We start from the raw sequence: 22,194 nt of genomic DNA, 5'->3' as shown, positions 1-22,194 counted from the left end.
ATTACATCCGCCTTTGCAAGGGCTCCGACTTCCTCTTCGCTCAAGCCGAAACGGGTCAATATGCCCGCAGGCTGGCGATCGGCGGCGGCATCAGGGCGGCAAACGGCACCGGACCAAGCCCGGCCATCTCGATCACTTTCAGGGCGGCGAGCGGGCCGGTCTTTTCGGCAGAGGCACCGGCGCCTCTCGGCGGGCCAGCCATCCCGCTTATTTCGGCGCCATGCGGATGGCGCCGTCGAGGCGGATGGTCTCGCCGTTCAGCATCTGGTTCTCGACGATGTGGAGGGCAAGTGCCGCATATTCTGACGGCTCGCCGAGCCGCGGCGGGAAGGGGACGGAGGCGCCGAGCGAATCCTGCACTTCCTGCGGCATGCCGGCCATCATCGGTGTCTTGAAAATGCCGGGCGCGATGGTGCAGACGCGGATGCCGGACCGCGCCAGGTCGCGCGCCACGGGCAGCGTCATGCCGACGACGCCGCCCTTGGACGCCGCGTAGGCCGCCTGGCCGATCTGGCCGTCATAGGCGGCGACGGAGGCGGTGTTGACGATGACGCCGCGCTCGCCGCCGGCGAGCGGTTCGAGTTTCGCCGCCCGGTCGGCGACCAGGCGGATCATGTTGAAGGTGCCGATCAGGTTGATCTCGATCACCTTGCGATACTGGTCGAGCGGATGCGGTCCGTACTTGCCGATCGTCTTCACGCCGATGGCGATGCCGGCGCAATTGACCAGGATGCGCGGCTGCCCAAGCTTTTCAGCCACTTCGGCGATCGCGGCCGTAGCGCTGTCGCCGCTGCCGACATCGCATTGGACGGCAACGCCGCCGATCTCGGCTGCAACTTTCGCCGCGCGCTCGATGCCCACGTCGAGGATGGCGACGCGGGCGCCTTTGGCCGCCAAGGCGCGCGCCGTCGCCTCGCCAAGGCCCGACCCGCCGCCGGTGACGATCGCGATCTGGCCGTTCGGGTTCATGCAGGCCTCCCAGTATTGCCGATTATGCTATGAAGCGCGCAAAGGAGGCGCAACCGCAATAGGCGGGTCGATCGCTGGCTGCGCACTGGCGGTCGAACGCGACACGGCCGGGGCAAATTCCGCAACCTTTGCCGTGTTGGCGTGACAGACATCGCCGGCAAAGCGGGCGACCGCGCCCGGCTTGATCTCGTGATACAGCAGCCGGTCGAGATCGACCGGGCGCGGCATGGTGATCTGTCCGCGCGGAAAGCGCTTGAAGCCAAGCGGTCCATAATATGGTTCGTCACCAACCAGAATGACGGCAGGCGCACCGGCCTTCCTGGCCGCCTCCAGCGCGATCGCGACCAGCTTGCGGCCGATGCCGAGATTCTTGAAGGCGGGGCGCACCGCAAGCGGGCCGAGCATCATGGCGCGACCGGCGCCGGCGGCCACACGCGTCATGCGCACCGAAGCGATAACCTTATCGTCCTTGACCGCGACAAAGGACATCGAGCGGTCGTGCCCGCCGGCCTCGCGGATCTTGTAGGCGGCAAGAACGAAACGACCGGGGCCGAAGGCCTCGTCGTTAATGGCTTCGATTTCGGCATCATGCGCCGGGGTTTCCGGCAGGTATTTCACGTCGGCAAGGCTCATGGTCTTTGCGTTCCGGTATGCGAGGAAGGTTTGCTGCAAGCGGCAGCGTTCGCCAGTCAGCGCTTCTTAAGCGCGGGCGCCCTTTCGTCGTCGGTCGAACCGGATCGAGGCAAAGTCGAACATGGGCGCCTCCGCTAGCACCAATTTTGTGTCGCTGCAATCGGTGCCTTTTGCCTTTCTTTGCTCCAGACAAGCCGGTTCGTCGTTTGACGAACTGGTTCGTCATTTGACGAACTGTTCAATGCCCGAAGGCTTCGCCCGCCCGGTTATCGGTCTAGATATGTGTGAGCACAGGGAGATTTTCGCATGGGATTGCTGATCGAAGGCAAATGGCAGGATCGCGCGCCCAGCACCGACGGCGATGGGCGGTTCGTGCGGACGGAGTCGCAATGGCGCGACTGGATCACGCGCGACGGCAGGCCGGCAGAAGGGCGAAAACGCGGCTTCAAGGCGGAACCCGGCCGCTATCATCTCTATGTGTCGCTCGCCTGTCCGTGGGCACACCGCACGCTGATTTTCCGTGCCCTGAAGAAGCTGGAGGGCATCATCTCCGTTTCCGTTGTGCACCATTTCATGGGCGAAAACGGCTGGACCTTCAAAGCCGAGGACGGCGCCACCGGAGACACGCTCTACGGCCTCGATTTCCTGCATCATATCTATGCCAAGGCCGATCCGGCCTATTCAGGCCGCGTGACGGTGCCGGTTCTGTGGGACAAGCAAGAAAAGACGATCGTCAACAACGAGTCCTCCGAGATCATCCGCATGCTCAATTCCGCCTTCGACGAATGGGGTGATGCGCGTCTCGACTTCTACCCGGCAGGGCGGCGCGCGGAGATCGACAAGATCAATGCGCTGGTCTATCCGGCGATCAACAACGGCGTCTATCGCGCCGGCTTCGCCACCACGCAGAAAGCCTATGAGGAAGCCTTCGGCGAATTGTTCGCGGCGCTCGATACGATCGAAGAGCGGCTTTCGAAGCAGCGCTATCTGGCCGGCGAACACATCACCGAGGCCGATTGGCGGCTGTTCACGACGCTGGTGCGTTTCGATCCGGTCTATGTCGGCCACTTCAAATGCAATTTACGTCGCATCGCCGACTATCCGAACCTGTCGAACTACCTGCGCGATCTCTATCAGGTGCCCGGCGTCTCTGGCACAGTCAACCTGCATCACATCAAGGCGCATTATTACGGCAGCCACAGATTGATCAACCCGACGGGGATCGTTCCGGCAGGGCCGGAACTCGATTATGCCGCGCCGCATGACCGGAATAGGTTCAGGAAGGCGGCGTGATTACCAGTAGGCGGAGATACGCTCGCCGCCAAAAATCTCCGCTATCCGCTGCAGCGTCGCTGGCGTTGTGCCCTCCGGCAAGCGGTCGATCGGGAAGAACCCGGCTTCGGCGATCTCATGGTCCGGCCGTTTCGGTGCGGTCTGGCTGAAGGCTTCGATCAGATAAAGACCAACATGGTCGCGCTTGCTGGATCGGCGGTTGAAATGCATCGACTTCAGCACCGGCGGAGCCGTCAGAGCGATGTTGCCTTCCTCGGCCAGCTCGCGCGCCAGCGCTTTCTCGAGCGTCTCGCCGATCTCGACACCGCCGCCCGGCAGCTGCCAGCCGGGAACATAGGTGTGGCGTATCAGGAAGACAGAGTTGGAGGCGCGGTCATAAATCAGCCCGCGCACGCCAAGCGTCATCGGGCGGCGCAGCAGGAAGTAAAAATGGAACAGCCTTGCCCGCAACCCCGGCCAGCCGGTCTGGCGGAATGCCTCTTCCGGATCGGCTCGGCGATTCATCCAACGATCCCCAAGCAGATGTCCACGGGTTGCCTCACGGACATCTGCTTGGCTTTCCTTGTTTTTCGCAGGTTCTGGCTGCAAAACCGTGAGGCACTTTTGCGGAACCTGCTTGGGCGAACAGCAAACGGTGAGTGGAAAGCCTCGCCGGCGTCGCTTAAGAATGGGCCATGTTCAGGCTTGCGCATATTTCCGATGCTCATTTGGGACCGCTGCCCGATGTAACCTATCGCGACCTCGCCTCCAAGCGCGTGCTGGGCTACGTCAACTGGCAGCGCAATCGACGCCGCCATATGCATGACGCGGTGATCGACACCATCGTCGCCGATATCAAGGCGAACGCGCCCGATCACCTGGCCGTCACGGGCGACCTCGTCAACCTGGCGCTCGACGGCGAGATCGAGATGGCCAAGCTCTGGCTGGAGACACTTGGATCGCCGCATGATGTTTCCGTGGTCCCCGGCAATCACGACGCCTATGTGCCGGGCGCCTTCGACAAGGTCTGCCGGTCGTGGGCTCCCTGGATGACCGGCGACGGAGTCAACAGTCCGGTCGACCGCAATTCCTTTCCGTATCTGCGCGTGCGCGGCAATGTCGCGCTGATCGGCGTCACCACGGCGCGCGCCACCGCGCCCTTCATGGCCAATGGCTTCTTCATGGAGGGGCAGGCCGAGCGGCTCGGCAGGATTCTCGACGATGCGGCGAAACAAGGGCTGTTCCGCGCCATCATGATCCACCACCCTCCGGTGCGCGGCGCCGTCCAGCAGCATAAGCGGCTGTTCGGCATCGCTCGTTTTCACAAGGTCATTCTCCGGCATGGCGCGGAGCTCGTCCTGCACGGCCATTCGCATCTGCCGTCCTTGTTCACCATCGGGGCACGTGCCGCCAAAGTGCCCGTGGTCGGGGTTGCCGCCGCGGGCCAGGCGCCGGGCGGCAAGCATCCGGCCGCTCAGTACAATCTGTTCGAGATCGATGGCGAAAAGGACGCTTGGCGCGTGCGCTTGACGCGGCGCGGCCTGACCGGGCCGGCACTGCCGCCTTCGGATCTGCAAACGACGGATCTCGACGTGTCGGCCGTCAAGGACCGCGAACTCGTCAGAAGCTGATCTTCATATGCACGATGCGATCCCAGAACATCGCCAGCGAAACCGCCAAGCCGACAAGGGCACCGGCGGCTATCAGGCCGAGGCCGGCGAAGAAGGTCGTCCAGCCATTGACGCGGCCTTCGGATCGAATGGGCGGCTCCGCCTCCCGGACCACGGGACGATGCAGGCCGGGAACGGCACTCTCCACGCCGCCCTCCATCATGTGCTGCCGCTCGACGACACGTTCCGCCACGTAGCGCGTCACCGCATCGGCGACGGCTTTCATTTCGGTCGTCTCGGCCAGCACCACACGGCCGACGCGCGTATCCTTGAGGAAGCGGTAGGTGCGGCGGTCGCGCCCCATGGCGACGTGGCTCACCGCATCGATCCATAGCCGCGGCTGCAGGCCAGACGAGACGGCGAAGTCGAAGCTGTCCATGTCGGCCGGGACATCGGCAAAGACCGGGGCAAGCTCGGTTGCCAGCAGATCAAGCCGCATGCGATGCGCCTCGCGCATGTCGACGACCACGTCATCGCGGTCGGCGAAGGCATTCTTGACGTCGCGTATGGCATCCGAGAGCTTTCGCGACGGCTCCATCGGGGTGATTTTGTCGCCTGCATCCTTCATGGCGGCTGTCTCGCTGTTGGTTAACAGCGAATTAACATAGTCGCTGGAAAAATGCACTGCCGACGATGAGCGGCGCGGCCGCCCCGGTCCGCATAAGCGCGTCACGGATGCTTCGAGGTCGGTCGGGAGCGCCGATCCTGGCAGGGTACTCAGCAATCAGCTCGCCGCGGCGCCCAGCGGTGGACGCACCCGCCTGCCGCGCCGTCGCGTGTTGCGACGCACGATAGCGGCAACCAGGTCCGGAGCCTCCTCGATCAGCATATGACCCGCGTCAAGGATATGGTGCAGATGGAAATGCGACGGCAGGGCCCCGGCCTGCTCGACGGGCAGCAGCGGATCCTCCGCTCCCCAGACGATCATCACCGGCATGTCGAGCGCATCCAACTGCTTGCGGGGGATGACCCCTTGCCGGTCATCCCTTGTCATCGCCGCAGCTATACCGATCAGGGTCTGCAACTGCCCCGGCCGTTTGCGCATCCGGCACAGTGCATCCACCACATGGTCAGGCGGCACGCTGCGTGGACCCGACATGGCGGCAAGGCTGGCGCGGACTTCTCTCCTACCGGCCGCAGCGGCATAGCGGCGCAGCAAGTCTGCGTTGATTTCCGGGCCGACGCCGCCGGGCGCCAACAGAGTAAGCGAGGCAACCCTGTCGGGGTCGGCAAGCGCCATCAATGTCGCGATCGCGCCGCCCATGGAGTGACCGACGAGATGGACCTTGTCCAACCGGCGCCCGGCCAGATCGGCGAGGATGGCTCGCGCGGCCGGCTTGGCGCCGCCCATGCCTTCGCATCCCAGGGACTCCCCATGGCCCGGCAGATCATAGGCCAAGACACTCGCCTCCGCCGCCAGCGAGGTCGCGACGTCACGCCAGATCTCACCACAGGCTCCGAAGCCGTGCAGAAGGACGATCGTCCTCGGACCAGCGCCACATTCGACGGCATGAGGGAATGGAAGCATGAAAAATGGAGCGGTAAACAACGCGGGGCAGCAACTTCAAATTGCGGCTGAATTGCTCCCGAACCTGACCGATGGCCAGTAAAATTTTCGCGACCGCAGCGTCCCGCCAGCGCCCGGCGCGCAAGCATGACCTAATACTTGGCAGATCACAGCATCATACTTCCGCGCTCCAGCGATCCCAATACCCGCGAAGAGCTGGATTAGCTCGGGTTGCCGATCCCAGCGGCGCGCAACGACTGGACCAGCCGGTCGGTGAGATCGGCGGGGTATTTGCGGTCGACGAATGTCGCGCGCGGGTTGGCGACAAAGTTCGGGAATTCGGCGGTGAGTTCGTTGGCAAGCTCGCGCGCCAGCTTCTCGCGCCCGGAAATCCTCGCGCCGATCAGGCGCGCGGCCAGATAATGCGACTTGGATGACGTCGTGCGAAGTGACTCGCTGGCGATCGCGGCCTTCTTCATATCGCCCTGCATGAAGGCGCCGATGAACAGGCCATAATCCCACCATGTCGGATGGCCGCTGAAGGCCTCGACCGCGTGGCCCAGGATCGGCGTTCCCTCATCATATTTGCCGGCGAAGATCAGCCCGTAGCCATAGGCGGCGGCCATGCCGAGATCATACGGGTTGAGTTCGTAAGCCTTGCGCATCAAGCGGATCGCTTCGTCCGTGTTGCCGAGGCGCGAGTTGAGGTAGCCGAAGGCGCGATGCGCGTGCGGGCTCATGGGCCCCATCTGGACGGCGCGATGGGCAAGCGACATGGCCTTTTCGAGCGTCGCTTCCGGTGGATAGGCATAGTGCGCGGTGACGGCTTCCACATGAAGCGCGGCCAGCTCCGCGTAGACAAGCGACGATTTGGTGCCTTCGCTGACTAGCTTCTCCAGGCAGCGATACGCTATTTCGTGCATCTGGGCGCTCATGTCGAGATAATAGCGGTCGTCGAGCACCAGACACCCGATCTGGCTGGTCCGGATGTCGCTCTGGTCAATGTAGCTGTAGATCGCACCCGAAGCGGGAACCGTCGAGGTGAGAAGGCTGGCGATGTTGCTTTCAACCGCGCCAGGGGCGCTTTCGGCCGATGTCAGGTTGCGCGACAGGAGAACCCGCCCGGTCGCGACGCTCTGCAATTCCACCGTGACGTCGCCGGCAGCGGGCCCTGGAACAATTTCGAAAACGAAACTAATGGGATCGGCAGACCGATCGCGCGTCGAATCCGCATCGCGCCCGATAAAATCGATGGTGTCGAAACCAGCAAGCCCGGCGCGCAGCGACGACGCGACGCGAGCCGCTTCCGCTCCATCGGCTTTCATCGCAATGTAGATCAGCGGCAGGGAGTCGAATGTCGGCTGGGCAGCGATGCTCGCCGTGCCCGCCGTTTCGACCGTGTCGCCGCCGTCAAGGAAGGCATTGCTTTGACGCACGATAAGGACGCCGAGCATGACAATGACCAGGACCATGGCAGCCCAGAAGAAGCGCAACTGGCGGGTGAGCGATTGCGCAGGTGCCGCCGGCGCCATCAGGGCTGCAGGTTCGCTCGGCGCAGAGGTGTCCAGGTGCCCGGCCGCGGCCGGAGCGGCTTCGGCCGAAGCGTCTGGCCGCTGCGCGATGTTGCCGGAGGCGGACTTGGCGTCGCCAGGCAGCCGGATCGCGTTCAGCTCATAGGAAGGGACATAGCCCCCGCGCGGAATCGCGATGCGCACTGGCTCGGCGACGCCTTCATTGGCGAAATACTGCTCCAGAAGTTCGCGCAGACGTCCGGCCTGGACCCTAACCACGGCATCGGTGGAGGCATCGAAATCGCCGTCCTTGCCGAAGACGTCCATGGCGATGGAAACGCCTTTCAGCCTGTCCGCCTCGCCGGCCTGCTCGCGTTCGACCAGATAGCGTAAAAGCCTGCGGGCACGCTCGGATCGTCCGAACGTTTCGCTGGCAAGCAGTCGCTCCAATGTCTCGCGCACTGCGGGGGCGGCAGGCGGGGCATGCTCCAAGTGTCGAACCTTTCGAAGTCGGCACAGGTTAGGGCGCGATAATATAGCGCTCGCGCCGGCGCACAAGGATGCTTCTATTATGCGATCGCGTAAGCCACCGGAAATTCCTCCGGCGGTTAACGAATGGCAGGTTCGCGTCCGCTTCTGCAGCGTGGCGCAATTGGAATGCGCTACGCTGCTGACAGATCCACCGGTCAGCCTGTGGCCGAGCCGGACCGTTTCACATCAGCTGCTCCGGCGGCCGACGATGCGGTTGGCGGCCGAAACAACGGCCTCCAGCGAAGCGGCGACGATGTTGGTGTTGATGCCGGCGCCGAACAGCTTGCCGCCCGGATACTCCATTTCGACGTAAGAGATCGCCGAGGCGTTGGAGCCGCGCTGCAGGGAATGCTCGGAATAGTCGAGCACCGACATGTCGACGCCTACATGACGCGAGAGCGCATCGACGAAGCCGTCGATGGGGCCGGTGCCCGAGCCGGTGATGGTGACTTCCTTGCCGTTGTCGAGGATCTCCGCCTCCACGATACGCCGGCCCTTCACCTCGGTATCGGGGAAGGTGCGATGGTCGAGGAATTTCAACCGCGCGCCGGGCTGGTCGACATAGGTTTCGAGGAAGCGTTCGTGGATGCGCCTGGCCGGCACCTCCTTGCCTTCCGCATCGGTGATCGCCTGGATCGCCTGGCTAAACTCGATCTGCAGATTGCGCGGCAAATTGAGGCCGTAATCCGCCTGCAGCACATAGGCGATGCCGCCCTTGCCCGACTGCGAATTGATGCGGATGATCGCCTCGTAGGTACGGCCGACATCGGCAGGATCGATCGGCAGATAGGGCACCTCCCAGATGGGGGTATTGGCCTTCTTCAGGGCTTTCATGCCCTTGTTGATGGCATCCTGGTGCGAGCCGGAGAAAGCCGTGTAGACCAGTTCGCCGACATAAGGGTGACGTTCCGGAATCTTCAGCTGGTTCGAATATTCGTAGACGTCCTTCATCCGGTTGATGTCGGAGCAGTCCAGTTCCGGATCGACGCCTTGGGTGAACATGTTGAGCGCCAGCGTGACGATGTCGACATTGCCGGTGCGTTCGCCATTGCCGAACAGCGTGCCTTCGACGCGGTCGGCGCCGGCCATCAGGCCGAGCTCGGTGGTGGCGATGCCGGTGCCGCGGTCGTTGTGCGGATGCAGCGAGACGATCAGGTTCTCTCTGGCGTCGAGATTGCGGCACATCCACTCGATGCGGTCGGCATAGACGTTGGGCGTCGACATCTCGACCGTCGAGGGCAGATTGATGATCAGCTTGTTGTCTGCCGTCGGCTTCACGATCTCGGTGACCGCGTTGCAGATCTCCAGCGCGACTTCGAGCTCGGTGCCGGTGAAGCTTTCCGGCGAATACTCGAAGCGGTAGCCGCCGCCGGCCTTGGCGGCCATGTCGGTGATCATCTTGGCGGCGTCGGTGGCGATGCGCTTAATGCCGGCGACGTCCTTCTCGAACACGACGCGGCGCTGCAGCTCGCTGGTCGAATTGTAGAAATGCACGATCGGGCGGTGCGCGCCCTTGAGCGCCTCGAAGGTCCGAGTGATCAGCTCGGGCCGGCACTGTACCAGCACCTGGAGCGACACGTCGGCGGGCACGCCGCCTTCCTCGATGCACCAGCGGGCAAAGTCGAAATCCGTCTGCGAAGCCGAGGGGAAGCCGATCTCGATTTCCTTGAAGCCCATGTCGAGGAGCAGCGCGAACATGCGCGCCTTGCGTTCATGGCCCATCGGGTCGATCAGCGCCTGGTTGCCGTCGCGCAGGTCGACCGAGCACCAGATCGGCGCCTTGTCGATGATCTTGTTCGGCCAGGTGCGGTCGGTCAGGCCGACCGTGGGGTAGGACTGGTATTTACGTGATGCATCCGGCATGTGGCCGGCCGCGCGCTTGCGGCTTTCAGCCTCGCCGGCGCGGATTTCTTCTCGTGCGTTCATCGTCGTTTCTCCCGGCGGCCCGCATGCCCCGCTTCAGGCGGATGGGTGGCGAGCGACGCCTCTATCAAAAATTCGTTCGCTTGATGTGACTTTGCCAAGGCTGGCCAAGGAGCATGCGCCTTAAGCGGCGGTTTCGACCGCCGGGCGCTCCTTCAGCGAACCCGGCGATCGCCGATAAGGCCGAGAAGAAGCAGGGTCGAGGCGAGCGCGCGCGCGGTCTCGCCGGCAAAGCCGGTGCGAGAGGAGGCGACGGAGCGGACGCGCGAGGTCATGGCGGCTCTCTTACAGGAGCGGCCCGTCGGAGGCAAGCGGGACGCAGGGGCGGATGCGCCGAGCCTGGTCTCGTCGCCGGCACCGGCGTCTTCCCCACGGATCGCAAATGCGCCAGACTTGGCCCTGAAGGCTTGGCTACCGAGCGAAGCTCCGGGGAGGGGTCGTCCATGAATTTCGTGTTCTTCTCGCCGCATTTTCCGGCCAACGGCGCCGATTTCTGCGACCGGCTGAAGAAGGCCGGCGCCACGGTGCTGGGCATCGGCGATGCGCCCTACGAGACCTTGAACGGCAAGCTGAAGACGGCGCTGTCGGAATATTACCGCATCGCCGACATGGAAGATTACGATGCTGTTTTCCGGGCGATGGGGCACTTCATCCACAAATGGGGCCGCATCGACCGCTTCGAGTCGCTCAACGAGCATTGGCTGGAGCTCGAATCCAACATCCGCACCGATTTCAACATTTTCGGCACCAAGGTCGACTTCGTGAAGAATTTGAAGCGGAAGAGCCGCATGCGCGCCTTCTTCCGCAAGAGCGGCGTCCAGACTATCCCGCAGCGCAAATGCTCCGACCGCGCCGGTGCCATGACCTTCATCCGCCGTGTCGGCTACCCGGTTGTGGTCAAGCCCGACTCGGGCTCCGGCGCCTCGAACACCTTCAAGATCTCCAACGCCAAGGAGCTCGACCAGTTCTTCAGGGACAAGCCGGAGGGCGTCACCTTCGTCATGGAGCAGTTCATCGAGGGGCTGGTGGTGACCTTCGACGGGCTGGTCAACCGCGACGGCGAGGTGGTGCTTGCGGCCAGCCACCGCTACGATCAGAGCATCATGGAAGCGGTCAACCGCGACCGCCATATGAGTTACACCTGCTTTCCGGAGATCAGCCCGGAGGTCGAGGAGGCGGGCCGCAAGATTCTGAAGGCGTTCGATGTGCGCGAGCGCTTCTTCCACATCGAGCTGTTCGAGACCAAGGACAAGCGTATCATCGCGCTCGAGGTCAACATGCGGCCGCCCGGCGCCTGGATGACAGATGCCATCAACTACACATTCGACATCGACGTCTATGCCGCATGGGCCGACATGGTGGTCAAGAACGCGGCCGGCGGTCCTTACAAGGGCAAGTATTTCACCGCCTATGCCAGCCGCAAACGCCATATCGACTATTTGCACAGCCATGCGGACGTGCTAGCCGCCCATGGCGACAAGATCGTCCATCACCAAGCCATCGAAGAGGTCTTCAGCCGCGCCATGGGCAATTACGCCTACCAGATGCGTTCGAAGGATCCGAAGGCGCTGCGCCAGGCGGTCGACTATATCCACGCGGAAAAGGCCTGAGCCGATGGACGTCTCCTACCACAAGGGCCATGCCCGCAATCTCGGCCGCGACATGGAATACAAGCGCTATGGCCATGCCGGGCGCCCGGTGGTGGTGTTCCCGACCTCGCAAGGACGGTTCTACCAATTCGAGGATTCGGGCGGGGTCGCAGCACTTGCCGAGTTCATCGACACCGGCCGCATTCAGCTTTTCACGCTGGACGGCATCGATTCGGAATCGTTCTTCGACAAGCATGCCGACCCGGTGCAGCGCGTCGCCCGTCACGAAGCGTATTTCCGCTATGTGCGCGAGGAGGCGCTGCCGGAGCTGCAGGCGGTTGCCGCCAAGTCGAACGGCGGACGCACCTTGAAGCCATTGTTCTGCGGCTGCTCGATGGGCGGCTACCACTCGTCGAATTTCGTGTTCCGCTTTCCGGAGCTGGTGAGCGGAGTGATCTCGCTGTCGGGCGTCTATTCGGTCCGCGACTTTTTCGGCCGGGCGCTGGAAGGCAATATCTATTTCAACTCGCCGCTCGACTATCTGCCCGGCATCGTCGACCAGAAGCTGCTCGGGCGGCTCAGGGCGCTCAGGCTGATCTTCTGCTGCGGCCAGGGCGCCTGGGAAGAGCGCATGCTGGTCGAGACACGCGAGCTGGAACAGGTGCTGCGCGACAAATCGATTCCCGCCTGGGTCGACTACTGGGGCGGCGACGTCAGCCATGACTGGCCGTGGTGGCACAAGCAGCTCGTCTATTTCTTCGGCCGCTGGCTGGACGACGATCTGATGCACAGGTTGGACTGATGGACACGCCCGATCCGATCCGCCGCTTTGTCGAAGCGACCAATGTCGGCGACACCGAAGCTTTCCTGAGCACATTTACCGACGATGCCTTCCTGAGCGACTGGGGTCGATCCTTCCACGGCCGGGAGAAGATCGCCGACTGGAATCAGTCGGACAATATCGGCGTGCAGTCCAATCTTCGCATCATTCGCATCGCGGAGCGCGACGGCGTCTACCATGCCCGCGTCGCCGTGACCGGCAACGGCTTCAACGGCGAGGGCGACATGGCCTTCACGCTCGACGACGACCGGATCGCGAGCCTGGTCATCAGCTGAAAAACGGATGCGTCGCCGACGTTCGTGCGGCATCGTCCAAAAATATGACTTTTTTAATCATATTTTTGTGGCAATGCCGCCGGCGCTGTGGCATGCCGGCGCTTGGCGATATCGGGCTTCGGCCGATCTCGTCGATATCGGAAGGCCCGGCGATGAAGCTCTTGAGCGCGCAAACCCGTATCCAAAACGATGACATCCGCGCAGCGATGGACAGGCTGCGCGCCGAGCACGGCGACTATGAAAACGACACCGGCGTTGCCGGCCAATGGGAATTCCGCATGCATTACGGCACGTTGAATGCCTCATTCGACGACCGCGGCGTGCTGGTCCGTGTCGCGGCGGAGGACGAGACCTGCCTCTCCTACATGAAGATGATCTTCGCCGGCCACATCGCCGCGCATCTCCGCACCACCGAAGGCCTGCGCTGGCAAGGAGACGGCAAGGATGCCGGCACGCCGATATTCTTCCGCGAGATATCGGTCCTGTCCTCGACGCGGCTGTCGCCGCATATGCAACGCGTGCGCTTCTGCGGCCGCGACCTCGGCCGCTTCGCCCATGGCGGATTTCATGTCCGGCTTCTGCTGCCGCCGGCCGGACGCCAGGCGGTCTGGCCGACCATGGGCGCCGACGGGCTGATCGTCTGGCCGTCGGGTGAGGATGCGCTCACCATCCGCGTCTACACGATCCGCGCGCTGGACGTGGCCGAGGGTTGGCTCGACATCGACTTCGTGCTGCATCCCGGCGCCGAGACGCCGGCTGCGAGTTTCGCGCAGAATGCGAGGGCCGGCGACATCATCGGCATGATCGGCCCCGGCGGCGGCGATGTGCCCGAGGCATCAAACCTGCTTCTTCTGGGCGACGATACCGCGCTTCCGGCGATCGGCCGGATGCTGGAAGAGCTTGCGCCGTCCGTCCGTGCCGAGGCCTTCATCGAGGTCGACGGTCCGCAAGACCGAGTGACGTTGGCGGCTGGCGAGAACATCGCTGTCCGTTGGCTTTATCGGCATGGCCGCGAAGCAGGCCGGGCCGGCCTTCTGCCGGAAGCGCTGCGCGAGCGCGGCCGCAGCGCCGACGCTCTCTTTGTCTGGGCCGGATGCGAGTTCACCGACTTCCGCGAGATCCGCCGGATCGTGCGTAAGGAATGGGCCCTGTCGCGCGACCGGCATCTTGTCACCGCCTATTGGCGCCGCGGCGCGTCGGGCGAAGACGGTGCCGGCGAGGAATAGTTCAATCTTTTCAGTCGCGATCGCTGACCATGGCGATGGCCGGCGCCGCCAGCAGCGCGCCGACGCCCGCGCCGCCGAACAGTGCGCCGTAGCCCAGATGCTGCGCCGCATAGCCGGCCAGGATGCCGCCCGCCATGCTGACCAAGGCGTCCATGCACTGGAAAAGTGTGAAATCGACGCCTGGCTGCCTCGGATCCGACCAGCGCATGAACTGCGCATAGAGCGCCACGAAGCCGAGCGCCATGATGCCCGAGGAACTCAGCGTCGCGACGACGGCCAGCGGGCCTGCCGGGAAAATGCCGGAAAGCGCGAAGGCCGCGAGGATGAACAGCGATCCGGCCTGCAGGACAAGCGCGAGCACAAGCACGCTGCGCGTGCCCAACCATCGGACGAGAGCGCCGCCGGCAAGGGCGGCCGCGCCGCCGAGAACCATGCTGCCGACGCCGTTGACCAGGCCGATCGTGGAAAGGCTGAGCCCGGCATCGACCAGAAACGGGCCGAGCATGGTCAGCGCCGCCTTCTGCGCCAGAACGTAGATCGCCGACGCCGCCAGACCGCGGCGTATCTGCGGGCGCCGCAGCGCCGTGCCGAGCGCGGGCACGTGTTCGCGCACTTCCTCGCGCGATTGGCCGGCGATGCCGAGCAGGAAGGGCAGGCCGAGCAGCACCAGCAGTGAGGCCATCGCCGACACCGCCGCGCGCCAGCCATGGATTTCGACCAGATAGAGGAAAAGACCGGCGCCGATCGCCGAGCCGAGATAGGCGCCGCCGACTTGGGCGGCATTGCCCCAGCCGAGATTTTTGCCGGCAAGGTTCTGCACCGCAAAGCCATCGCAGGCGATGTCGAGCGTCGAGGCGGCAAAGGCGACCACTGTCAGGCAGGCGACGACGGGCCAGAAGGCGGCGGGGCCGAACTGGGCGACGGCCAGCAGTCCGGCGATGGAGACGAGGCCGCCGATAAGGACGATCACGCCGGTGCAGTTCCTGCCCGCTGGCGGAAGCCGGTAACGCTCCACCGCCGGCGACCACAGGAACTTCAGCGCCCATGGCAGGGCGATCAGGGTGAGCAGGCCGATGCGGTCGAGCGGCAGGCCCTGGTCGCGCATCACGGCCGGGAGACCCGTCCAGGTGATGCCGCCGATCACGCTCTGCGCCACATAGAGGCCGCCGATCGCAGCGACGATGGCGGCCGGCGACGAGGCGGCCCGGTTCGAGACGGAGACCGACATCAGAAGCGATAGCGCAGGCTGCCGAACAGCGAGCGGCCCTCGTCGCGGTAGCAATAGCCGGCCGAGCAAATTGTCTGCTGGTTGTCGAACAGGTTCTTGGCGTCGATCTGCAGCTTCACGCCTTCGAGCTTCGGGTTGCGATAGCCGAAATCGTAGGACAGCGAGGCATCGACGAAGGCGCGCGCGTCGTTCTTGAAAGTATTGGTGTCGTCGCCGTAGCTCGCGCCGGCGAAACGCACGCCAGCGCCGAGCCCAAGCCCTTCAAGCGTGCCGTTCTCGAACTGGTAATGGCCCCAGAGCGACAGGATGTGGTTCGGCGTCGCCGACAGTTCCTTGCCGTCGGTGCCTTCGGCGCCGCGTTCGATCTTCACGCGCAGATAGGTATAGGAGGCGATGATGCTGAAGCCGTTATCGAGTGAGGCATTGGCTTCCAGCTCGACGCCGCGCGAGTTGAGGTCGAGCTGGCGCTGCTTGTTGATGCCGGTCGAGGCGTCGAAGACGACGCCGTCCTTCTGGTCGATGTCGAACAGCGCGGCGCTGACGGTCGCGTTGTGGTCGGGGATCTCGTATTTGACGCCGATCTCCTTCTGCGTGGCGATGGTCGGGCGGGCGACGCGGCTGACGGAACTCGAGACGTCGTCATAGACGAAGCCGATGTTGGGAGAGAACGAGGTCGAATAGTTGACGTAGGGGATGATGCCCCATTCGGTCCGGTAGGACAGGCCGACGCGGCCGGAGAAGGCGCTGTCCTTCTGCTTCGACTGGCTGAAATCCGCCGCGGTGGAGGTGGTGTCGACCCAGTCGTAGCGGCCGCTGGTGAACAGGGTGAAATCGTTCCACTCCATCTGGTCGTGCAGGTAGACTCCCAGCTGGTTCATCTCCTGCCCGCCGGAATGGGGGACGGGGGCGGCCTTGATATCCTCGACCGAGACGTAGGAGAGGCCGCTGCCGGCGTCATAGTCCGACCAGGCATAGTCGATGCCGGCAATCACGGTGTGCCGCACCGGCCCCGTGTCGAATTCGAGCTGCGCCATGTTGTCGACGACGAAGTTCTTCATCGTCTCGGTGTAGTGGCCCCAGTAGCGCTCAAGCGGCTGATCGGCGCCGATCGAGTAATGGCCGCTATATTCGATGTCCGAGTCGACGGCGTTGTAGCGCAGGTTCTGGCGCACGGTCAGCCAGTCGTTGAAGCGGTGCTCGAACTCGTAGCCGATGCGCCCCTGATCTTGGGTGAAGTCGTTCCAGGCCGGATCGCCTTCATAGACGTTCGACAGCACGCCATAGGCGGAGTTGTAGAAGGCCGCGGTGCCGCCGGTGACGGACTTCGAATATTCGCCGAGGATGGTGAGCTTGGTGTCCTCGTCCGGCTTGAAAGTGACGGCCGGCGCCAGATAGAGTTTATCGTCGGGATATCCGAGCAGGCCGGTCTCGCTCAGACGGCCGAGGCTGGTGAAGCGGTAGAGGATGCTGCCGTCGTCATTGACCGGCCCGGAAGCATCGAGCGCCGCCTGGAAGCGGTTGTGCTCACCGGCCAGCAACTCGATCTCATGGAACGGCTCGTCCTTGGGGCGCTTGGTGACGACATTGACGATGCCGCCCGGACCGCTGACGCCGTAAAGCGAGGAGGCCGGTCCCTTCAGGATGGTGACGCCCTCGATGCCGTAAGGTTCTGTCTTGAACCAGGCGGAAGGGCCGTTGTACTGGCGCACCCGTCGCGGAACATGCCGTTGTAGAAGGCCTGGAAGCCTCGCAGGAAAAAGGCGTCGTAGCGCGTGTCGAAACCGAAGCTGTTTGGATTGGCGCTGGCCGTATAGCCCAGCGCGTCGTTCAGTGTACGCGGCTTCTGGTCCTCGATCTGCTTCTGCGTGACGACCGAGACCGCCTGCGGGATCCTGGCGATCGGCGTGTCGGTCTTGGTGCCGATGCGGTCCTTCTTCGCGACATAGCCGTCCTGCTTCAGGATCTCGTTGCTCTCGGCGGTCACCTCGATTCTGTCGAGAACGGTGGCGTCGCCGCCTTCCTGGGCAATTGTCGGCCAGGCATGGCCGAGGATGGCGCTGCCCGCCAGCAATGATAATCCCCGGCGCCACGTCCTCGACCGCTTCGGCATTAACCTAATCTCCAATTCATGTTTTGGTTGCGCTCTCAAATATGAGTATGCGAGTCAAGTATTTTTTGGCACTTCGCCGGACTTGACGGCGTCACGTGGCGTCAGCCTTCCTGGCAGGCCGGGACAGGCGCGACGTCTTGTTCCGGCGCCGATCCGCGACGCAGGCCGAGGAAGACGACGATGGCGGTAAGCACGGTGATGGTCGCCAGCACGACGAGCAGCCGGTCGAAAGCAGTTTCATAGGCCTGGATGAGGACGGTGGCGCCTGCCGTCGGCAGATGTTGCGCCGCTCCGGCGATGTTGCCGGTTGCCAGAAGTTGTGCCGCGGCGGCCGCTTCGGCGGGCGAGACAAGCGCCTGAGTACCGAGCTGCGTGGCGGTGAAACCGGACAAAGTCGCCATGACGATCGCCAGGGCCACGCCCTCGCTGGCGACGCGGGTGGTGTTGAAGATGCCGACCGCCATGCCAGCGCGTTCCTTCGGCACGACGCTGACGGCGAGTCCGTCCATCAGCCCCCAGGGCAAGGCGATGCCGATGCCGATCAAGACCAGCGGGGCCACCAGCGCGTTGTCCGCCACGGGCACGCGACTGAGCCAGACCAGGCCGGCCGCGGCGAGGAGGAGGCCCACACCGCAGATGCTGGCCGGGGCGATCCAGCGGGCCACCTGGCCGGCCAGCAGCGGCAAGATCAGCAGCGGTCCAGACAGGCAGATCATCAATTGCCCCGCCTTGATCTCGCTCATCCCCTCGATGCCGATGAAGCGGATCGGCAGGAGCACGAGCAGGACGACGAAGGCATAGGCAGGGGAGGCGGCCAGGAACTGCACGCCGACGAAACGCGGAAAGCGGAACAGCGTCAGGTCCAGCATCGGCCGGCGCACCCGCCGCTCGACAATGACGAAGGCGGCAAAGCCGATGGCTGCCACGCCGAGAAGGGCGATAACGAAGGGATTGGCCCAACCGCTCTGCGGCGCCTGCAGCACGCCGTCGGTCAGCGCGGCGAGCGCGATGGTGAAGGTGCCGGCTCCCGCCCAGTCGAGCCCGGTTGCATTTGGGTCGCGCGATTCGCCGACGGTGCGCTGGCCAAGCGCGGCGGCGGCAACGCCAAGCGTCGCCACGAGAAGAAAGATCGCGCGCCAGCCGAATGCGTCGATGAGTAGGCCAGAGACAACAGGGCCGAAGGCAAGGCCGATGCCGAAGCTGGTGCCGAGGAAACTGAAGGCGCGCAAACGCGATTGCCCGTCGAATTCCTGCGCGAGCGCGGAGGCACCGCCGGCGAAAGCGGCGGCGCCGCCTATGCCTTGCAGGGCCCGGAACAGGTCGAACCAGACGATGTCTGGCGCCAGCATGCAGCCCAGCGCGGCAAGCACATAGGTGGCAAGGCCGGCTAGGAAGATCCGCTTGCGCCAAGGTTGTCGGCCAATGCTCCGGCGGCCATCAACCCGGCGCCGAAGGTCAGCATGAAGGCATTGGTCACCCAATTGAGCTCGATCGGATTGCCGCCAAGACCGGCGGCAATGCGCGAGAGCGCCACGGCTGGGCCGGTAAAGCTCAGCGGCATCGTCATGGCGGCAAGGCAAACCGACAGCAGCACAAGCCATCTGCCGGCCGGGCCGGTTCTGGTCATCAAGGTCATGGATTTTCCTATCGAGGCGGGATTTGCCGGCATGTCCTGACTGGCACAGCCGATCGCAACGACAAGATAGGGCGGCGACATTTCCGGCAAAATAGTATTAAATCTCCATTCATCTCGGAGCAAAACGCTCGAATAGGCTCATCATGGATCGTCTCAACGGCCTTCTGGCTTTCGCCCGCACCGCCGAGCTCGGCAGTTTCGTCGCCGCCGGACAAGCGCTCGGCATTTCCGCCTCCGCCGTCGGCAAGAGCGTCGCCCGGCTCGAGCAGGAACTCGGCGTGCGTCTCCTGCAGCGCAGCACGCGGCGTATCGGCCTGACCGAGGAGGGCAAGCTGTTCAACGAGCGGGTGCGCCGCATCCTCGACGATATCGACGATGCGGAGGCGATGCTGTCGCGGACACGCGAAACGCCGCATGGCCGGCTGCGCATCTCCACGCCCATCGTCACCTATCATCTGCTTTTGCCGGTGCTGTCGGAATTCATGGCGCGATATCCGGAAATCGAGCTCGATATCGATTTCAACGATCGCATCGTCGACGTCATCGAAGATGGTATCGACGTCGCGATCCGGAGCGGCGAGCTGCCCGATTCACGATTGGTATCGAGGCCCGTTGCGCCTTTTCGCATGATCTTGTGCGCAGCCTCGTCCTATCTCGATCGGCATGGCGCTCCCGGCACGCCGGCGGATCTCGCGGCCCATTTCGGCATACATTTCCGTTTTCTCAACAGCGGCAGGCTGCTCAACTGGCCGTTCATGACCGGGAGCGCCGCGCCGCAGATCCGTTCGATGCTGACCTGCAACAACATGGAGGCGTTGAAGGGCGCCACGATCGCCGGTCTCGGCATCGCCTGCATGCCCGATTTCCTGGTGCGGGAGGCGCTGCATGAGGGCAGGCTGCGCACCGTACTCGACGAGCATGTCGACGGACGCGGCCAGTTCCGCATGCTGTGGCCGTCCAATCGCCATCTTTCGCCGAAGGTCCGGGTCTTCGTCGATTTCCTCCCCGAAAGGCTTGCGGCGGGGCGATAGGCCCGGCAATCCAAACGAAGCTCCGCGGGGATGGTCAGTAGGTCGCGCGGCCGCCGGAGAGATCGAAAGTCGCGCCGGTGGTGAACGAGTTCTCGTCCGACAGCATGAAGACGACCATGGCGGCCGCCTCCTCGACCTCGACGAAGCGGCCGCGCGGCACTTTGCCGAGCATGTAGGCGACCTGCGCCTCGGTGAGCTGCTCGAGGATGCGGGTGCGGGCGGGCGAGGGCGTCAGCGCGTTGACGGAGATGTCGTGTCCGGCAAGTTCCTTGCCGAGCGACTTGGTCAGCGCCAGCACGCCGGCCTTGGCGGCCGAATAGGCGGCGGCATTCGGATTGCCTTCCTTGCCGGCCACCGAGGAGATGTTGACGATGCGGCCGTAGTTGCGCGCGACCATGCCGGGCACCAGGCGCCGGCAGCAGTAGAAGACGCCGTTAAGGTCGATATCGACGATCTGGCGCCATGCGGCGGGGTCGTAGTCCACCACGGTCGCCGCCGGCCCGGCAATGCCGGCATTGTTGACCAGGAGATCGACGGGACCAAGCGTGCGCTCGGTCTCGGCGGCGGCGCGATCGACTGCCTCGATCTGCGACTGGTCGCATAGGATCGCTTCAACGCGGCCGAGCGCGGCGAGTTCGGCAGCAGCTTTGCGCATTGCGGCCTGGTCGACGTCCCAGATGGCGACGCCGGCGCCTGACAACAGGAGGCGCCGGGCGACCGCAAAGCCGATACCTTGCGCGCCGCCCGTCACCACGGCGATGCGGCCAGACAGATCGACGGCATTCTGACGGCGTTCCATTGGCACTCTCCTCCGTTCCCTTAGAGCAATTCAGCATCCTGGTAGGATTGCTGACCTCCTCTGATTTTCTGTTTTTACGCAATTCCGGACCGAAAGCCGCTGAACATTTTTCCTGGAATTCCTTTCGCATTGGATAGCCCGGATCAGGCCCCAACGTTTCGCGCCACCAGTCTAGCTACGCTTGGCCCAATGAGCAGCACGACCAGGAAGCGCGCCGACTGCAGGGGCATGACGAAGAAGACGTCGACGTTCTGCGCCGCGGCGGCGATGATGGCGACAGTGTCCACGCCGACGGGGTTGGTCGCCAGATAGGCGGTCAGCGGATCGATGTCGAGCAGGCGGCTGGTCCGTCAGAGCTTTCGGATCGGGCCTGGATAGCGGGCCACCACATCATCCACCGTAAGCAAGGTAACGCCTTCCACAATGGCCTGAGCAAGAGGATACGGTCGAACGGGTCCTTGTGGATGGGTGGAAGTCCGTCAATGGCCAAGGCATGTTCACTGGCGATGGGTAATTCTTGATAGCCGTTGTCCAGAAGGCCTCGCCGCAGCAAACGCGGCTCCACGGTGAAGCCGGCTCTTCCAAGTCCACGTTTGATTGCGACTTCCCAGAGGCTGACGGCACTGAACAGCAGCTCGTTTGACGGATCTTCAATTTCGGCCAGGGCCGGAAGCGGCAGCCGATCCGGCTCACCGGCCGCCCACAACAGTAAGCGGGTGTCGAGCAACAACTTCACGCTTTGAGGCCGAACAGCTGCTCGATCTCATCGCCACCCATGCGATCGAAATCGTCGGGCACGGAAAACTGGCCGGCCATGAAGCCAAGCCGTTTTATATGCGGCGCGGCGGGCTGATCGATGGGGACGACCTTGACCAACGGCTTGCCCGCCTTGGCGATGATGAACGGTTCACCTTTGGCGGCCCGGTCGACCAGGCGCGAAAGATTGGTCTTGGCGTTGTGGATGTTTACAGTCTGCATGCTGGCTGCTCCAATCAGACTTAGTCCATTGAACTTGGTCTACCTGCTTGGATATCACAAGCGGTCGGAAATTACCCTTGAGGTGTGCCGTGCAGAAAGCTGCGATCTGCGGACGAGTGTTGAGACTGCCAGGAGGTCACCCGCCCTTTTCTGGCGCGGGAAGGCCGACGCCGCCGACCGGACGTGTCTCGATCTGGAATTCGAAGCCGGCGATGAAGGGACGCGCCCTGGCGATCGCCGCCTGGACTTCCGGCAGCTGCAGCGAGGCCTTGTGGCTCGCCTGGTCGGTCCACACTTCGGTGACCCAGATGGCGTCGGCGTCGGCCGGATCGGTGGCGATGATGTAGCTCAGGCAACCGGGGAGAGCGCCGGTGCTTTCGCGCAGCACGTCCATGACCGCATCGCGCTGGCCGCGCGCCGCCCGCATCTTGCCGATCAGTCCGTACATGCCCTTGCTCTCCCTCC

The 22,194-nt window shown here is 63.9% G+C and carries 21 protein-coding genes and 3 pseudogenes; 7 read left to right on the top strand and 17 right to left on the bottom strand.

The features are described 5' to 3' along the window. Positions 1 to 55: 55 nt before the first annotated feature. Genes O7A05_RS02735 through O7A05_RS02725 form a run of 3 tightly spaced genes read right to left on the bottom strand, consistent with a single transcriptional unit; the run spans position 56 to position 1,602 of the window. On the bottom strand, positions 56 to 202 hold the full coding sequence (locus tag O7A05_RS02735) for a hypothetical protein (protein ID WP_337091378.1): 147 nt from the start codon (positions 200 to 202) through the stop codon (positions 56 to 58). Positions 203 to 207: 5 nt separating this feature from the next. After that, positions 208 to 969, bottom strand: a complete 762-nt coding sequence (locus O7A05_RS02730; protein ID WP_337091376.1) for a 3-hydroxyacyl-CoA dehydrogenase — start codon at positions 967 to 969, stop codon at positions 208 to 210. 27 nt (positions 970 to 996) lie between these two features. After that, on the bottom strand, positions 997 to 1,602 hold the full coding sequence (locus O7A05_RS02725; protein ID WP_337091375.1) for a GNAT family N-acetyltransferase: 606 nt from the start codon (positions 1,600 to 1,602) through the stop codon (positions 997 to 999). A 306-nt stretch (positions 1,603 to 1,908) separates the two neighbouring features. Between O7A05_RS02725 and O7A05_RS02720 the strand changes: the two genes are divergently transcribed. Continuing rightward, positions 1,909 to 2,895, top strand: a complete 987-nt coding sequence (locus O7A05_RS02720) for a glutathione S-transferase family protein (RefSeq protein ID WP_337091374.1) — start codon at positions 1,909 to 1,911, stop codon at positions 2,893 to 2,895. Here the strand turns inward: O7A05_RS02720 and O7A05_RS02715 are convergent, their stop codons facing one another. After that, entirely contained in the window at positions 2,896 to 3,399 is a 504-nt protein-coding gene (locus tag O7A05_RS02715; RefSeq protein ID WP_337091373.1) for an NUDIX domain-containing protein, read from the bottom strand. A gap of 170 nt (positions 3,400 to 3,569) precedes the next feature. Here O7A05_RS02715 and O7A05_RS02710 point away from each other — a divergent pair, with 170 nt between their 5' ends. Next, positions 3,570 to 4,505 (top strand): metallophosphoesterase family protein, encoded by a 936-nt coding sequence (locus tag O7A05_RS02710; protein WP_337091372.1) that lies wholly within the window; start codon positions 3,570 to 3,572, stop codon positions 4,503 to 4,505. Here the strand turns inward: O7A05_RS02710 and O7A05_RS02705 are convergent. The 4 genes from O7A05_RS02705 to leuA all read right to left on the bottom strand — a co-directional run bounded on the left by O7A05_RS02705 (position 4,495) and on the right by leuA (position 9,956). After that, entirely contained in the window at positions 4,495 to 5,112 is a 618-nt protein-coding gene (locus O7A05_RS02705; protein ID WP_337091371.1) for a hypothetical protein, read from the bottom strand. The genes O7A05_RS02710 and O7A05_RS02705 overlap by 11 nt on opposite strands. A gap of 156 nt (positions 5,113 to 5,268) precedes the next feature. Continuing rightward, entirely contained in the window at positions 5,269 to 6,072 is an 804-nt protein-coding gene (locus tag O7A05_RS02700) for an alpha/beta fold hydrolase (RefSeq protein WP_337091446.1), read from the bottom strand. A gap of 200 nt (positions 6,073 to 6,272) precedes the next feature. Further along, positions 6,273 to 8,054 carry a tetratricopeptide repeat protein gene (locus O7A05_RS02695; RefSeq protein WP_337091370.1) on the bottom strand — a complete coding sequence of 594 codons (1,782 nt, stop codon included), beginning with the start codon at positions 8,052 to 8,054 and terminating at the stop codon, positions 6,273 to 6,275. Positions 8,055 to 8,279: 225 nt separating this feature from the next. Next, positions 8,280 to 9,956: a 2-isopropylmalate synthase gene (gene leuA / locus O7A05_RS02690; protein WP_415926947.1), complete on the bottom strand. Its 1,677-nt coding sequence runs from the start codon at positions 9,954 to 9,956 to the stop codon at positions 8,280 to 8,282. Positions 9,957 to 10,459: 503 nt separating this feature from the next. Here leuA and O7A05_RS02685 point away from each other — a divergent pair. From O7A05_RS02685 to O7A05_RS02670, 4 genes are all read left to right on the top strand, one after another. Continuing rightward, positions 10,460 to 11,626 carry an ATP-grasp domain-containing protein gene (locus O7A05_RS02685; protein ID WP_337091367.1) on the top strand — a complete coding sequence of 389 codons (1,167 nt, stop codon included), beginning with the start codon at positions 10,460 to 10,462 and terminating at the stop codon, positions 11,624 to 11,626. 4 nt (positions 11,627 to 11,630) lie between these two features. Further along, on the top strand, positions 11,631 to 12,407 hold the full coding sequence (locus O7A05_RS02680; RefSeq protein ID WP_337091366.1) for an esterase family protein: 777 nt from the start codon (positions 11,631 to 11,633) through the stop codon (positions 12,405 to 12,407). Beyond that, positions 12,407 to 12,721, top strand: coding sequence for a nuclear transport factor 2 family protein (locus tag O7A05_RS02675; RefSeq protein WP_337091365.1), 315 nt, complete (start codon positions 12,407 to 12,409; stop codon positions 12,719 to 12,721). The genes O7A05_RS02680 and O7A05_RS02675 overlap by 1 nt, the downstream gene beginning before the upstream one ends. Before the next feature lie 92 nt (positions 12,722 to 12,813). Then, entirely contained in the window at positions 12,814 to 13,947 is a 1,134-nt protein-coding gene (locus O7A05_RS02670; protein ID WP_337091363.1) for a siderophore-interacting protein, read from the top strand. A 10-nt stretch (positions 13,948 to 13,957) separates the two neighbouring features. Here O7A05_RS02670 and O7A05_RS02665 read toward each other — a convergent pair whose 3' ends face one another. From O7A05_RS02665 to O7A05_RS02650, 4 genes and pseudogenes are all read right to left on the bottom strand, one after another. Further along, on the bottom strand, positions 13,958 to 15,175 hold the full coding sequence (locus O7A05_RS02665; protein ID WP_337091361.1) for an MFS transporter: 1,218 nt from the start codon (positions 15,173 to 15,175) through the stop codon (positions 13,958 to 13,960). Beyond that, entirely contained in the window at positions 15,175 to 16,884 is a 1,710-nt protein-coding gene (locus O7A05_RS02660) for a TonB-dependent siderophore receptor (RefSeq protein WP_337091360.1), read from the bottom strand. The genes O7A05_RS02665 and O7A05_RS02660 overlap by 1 nt, the downstream gene beginning before the upstream one ends. After that, positions 16,812 to 17,246: a TonB-dependent receptor plug domain-containing protein gene (locus O7A05_RS02655; RefSeq protein WP_337091359.1), complete on the bottom strand. Its 435-nt coding sequence runs from the start codon at positions 17,244 to 17,246 to the stop codon at positions 16,812 to 16,814. The genes O7A05_RS02660 and O7A05_RS02655 overlap by 73 nt, the downstream gene beginning before the upstream one ends. 140 nt (positions 17,247 to 17,386) lie before the next feature. Next, positions 17,387 to 18,921 (bottom strand): annotated as a pseudogene (locus O7A05_RS02650) (MFS transporter). 143 nt (positions 18,922 to 19,064) lie between these two features. On the opposite strand from O7A05_RS02650, the gene O7A05_RS02645 reads away from it, so the two are divergent. Then, positions 19,065 to 19,952, top strand: coding sequence for a LysR family transcriptional regulator (locus tag O7A05_RS02645; protein WP_337091358.1), 888 nt, complete (start codon positions 19,065 to 19,067; stop codon positions 19,950 to 19,952). A 34-nt stretch (positions 19,953 to 19,986) separates the two neighbouring features. Here O7A05_RS02645 and O7A05_RS02640 read toward each other — a convergent pair whose 3' ends face one another. From O7A05_RS02640 to O7A05_RS02620, 5 genes and pseudogenes are all read right to left on the bottom strand, one after another. Then, positions 19,987 to 20,751 carry an SDR family NAD(P)-dependent oxidoreductase gene (locus tag O7A05_RS02640; protein WP_337091357.1) on the bottom strand — a complete coding sequence of 255 codons (765 nt, stop codon included), beginning with the start codon at positions 20,749 to 20,751 and terminating at the stop codon, positions 19,987 to 19,989. 143 nt (positions 20,752 to 20,894) lie between these two features. Further along, positions 20,895 to 21,095 (bottom strand): annotated as a pseudogene (locus tag O7A05_RS02635) (AbrB family transcriptional regulator); the annotation flags it as partial. Positions 21,096 to 21,101: 6 nt separating this feature from the next. Beyond that, positions 21,102 to 21,487: pseudogene (locus O7A05_RS02630) on the bottom strand (type II toxin-antitoxin system VapC family toxin). Further along, the gene (locus O7A05_RS02625; protein ID WP_337091356.1) at positions 21,484 to 21,729 is read right to left on the bottom strand and encodes a type II toxin-antitoxin system Phd/YefM family antitoxin; all 246 of its coding nucleotides are present in this window, start codon (positions 21,727 to 21,729) and stop codon (positions 21,484 to 21,486) included. Before O7A05_RS02625 ends, O7A05_RS02630 begins: the two are co-directional and overlap by 4 nt. Before the next feature lie 136 nt (positions 21,730 to 21,865). After that, positions 21,866 to 22,177 carry a putative quinol monooxygenase gene (locus tag O7A05_RS02620; protein ID WP_337091355.1) on the bottom strand — a complete coding sequence of 104 codons (312 nt, stop codon included), beginning with the start codon at positions 22,175 to 22,177 and terminating at the stop codon, positions 21,866 to 21,868. Positions 22,178 to 22,194 lie beyond the last annotated feature (17 nt).

Origin of the sequence: Mesorhizobium argentiipisi (SeqCode) (assembly GCF_037179585.1) — a bacterium.
Taxonomy (GTDB): Bacteria; Pseudomonadota; Alphaproteobacteria; order Rhizobiales; family Rhizobiaceae; genus Mesorhizobium; species Mesorhizobium argentiipisi.
The sequence above is the reverse complement of the archived record's forward strand: the minus strand, read 5'-3'. Positions and strand labels throughout refer to the sequence as shown.

Coding starts and splice junctions, on each gene's coding strand:
- O7A05_RS02620 (WP_337091355.1), bottom strand. CDS start 22,177: ATGTACGGACTGATCGGCAAGATGCGGGCGGCGCGCGGCCAGCGCGAT.
- O7A05_RS02715 (WP_337091373.1), bottom strand. CDS start 3,399: ATGAATCGCCGAGCCGATCCGGAAGAGGCATTCCGCCAGACCGGCTGG.
- O7A05_RS02680 (WP_337091366.1), top strand. CDS start 11,631: ATGGACGTCTCCTACCACAAGGGCCATGCCCGCAATCTCGGCCGCGAC.
- O7A05_RS02625 (WP_337091356.1), bottom strand. CDS start 21,729: ATGCAGACTGTAAACATCCACAACGCCAAGACCAATCTTTCGCGCCTG.
- O7A05_RS02720 (WP_337091374.1), top strand. CDS start 1,909: ATGGGATTGCTGATCGAAGGCAAATGGCAGGATCGCGCGCCCAGCACC.
- O7A05_RS02710 (WP_337091372.1), top strand. CDS start 3,570: ATGTTCAGGCTTGCGCATATTTCCGATGCTCATTTGGGACCGCTGCCC.
- O7A05_RS02670 (WP_337091363.1), top strand. CDS start 12,814: ATGCCGGCGCTTGGCGATATCGGGCTTCGGCCGATCTCGTCGATATCG.
- O7A05_RS02675 (WP_337091365.1), top strand. CDS start 12,407: ATGGACACGCCCGATCCGATCCGCCGCTTTGTCGAAGCGACCAATGTC.
- O7A05_RS02735 (WP_337091378.1), bottom strand. CDS start 202: ATGGCTGGCCCGCCGAGAGGCGCCGGTGCCTCTGCCGAAAAGACCGGC.
- O7A05_RS02645 (WP_337091358.1), top strand. CDS start 19,065: ATGGATCGTCTCAACGGCCTTCTGGCTTTCGCCCGCACCGCCGAGCTC.
- O7A05_RS02665 (WP_337091361.1), bottom strand. CDS start 15,175: ATGTCGGTCTCCGTCTCGAACCGGGCCGCCTCGTCGCCGGCCGCCATC.
- O7A05_RS02685 (WP_337091367.1), top strand. CDS start 10,460: ATGAATTTCGTGTTCTTCTCGCCGCATTTTCCGGCCAACGGCGCCGAT.
- O7A05_RS02705 (WP_337091371.1), bottom strand. CDS start 5,112: ATGAAGGATGCAGGCGACAAAATCACCCCGATGGAGCCGTCGCGAAAG.
- O7A05_RS02730 (WP_337091376.1), bottom strand. CDS start 969: ATGAACCCGAACGGCCAGATCGCGATCGTCACCGGCGGCGGGTCGGGC.
- O7A05_RS02725 (WP_337091375.1), bottom strand. CDS start 1,602: ATGAGCCTTGCCGACGTGAAATACCTGCCGGAAACCCCGGCGCATGAT.
- O7A05_RS02640 (WP_337091357.1), bottom strand. CDS start 20,751: ATGGAACGCCGTCAGAATGCCGTCGATCTGTCTGGCCGCATCGCCGTG.
- O7A05_RS02700 (WP_337091446.1), bottom strand. CDS start 6,072: ATGCTTCCATTCCCTCATGCCGTCGAATGTGGCGCTGGTCCGAGGACG.
- leuA (WP_415926947.1), bottom strand. CDS start 9,956: ATGCCGGATGCATCACGTAAATACCAGTCCTACCCCACGGTCGGCCTG.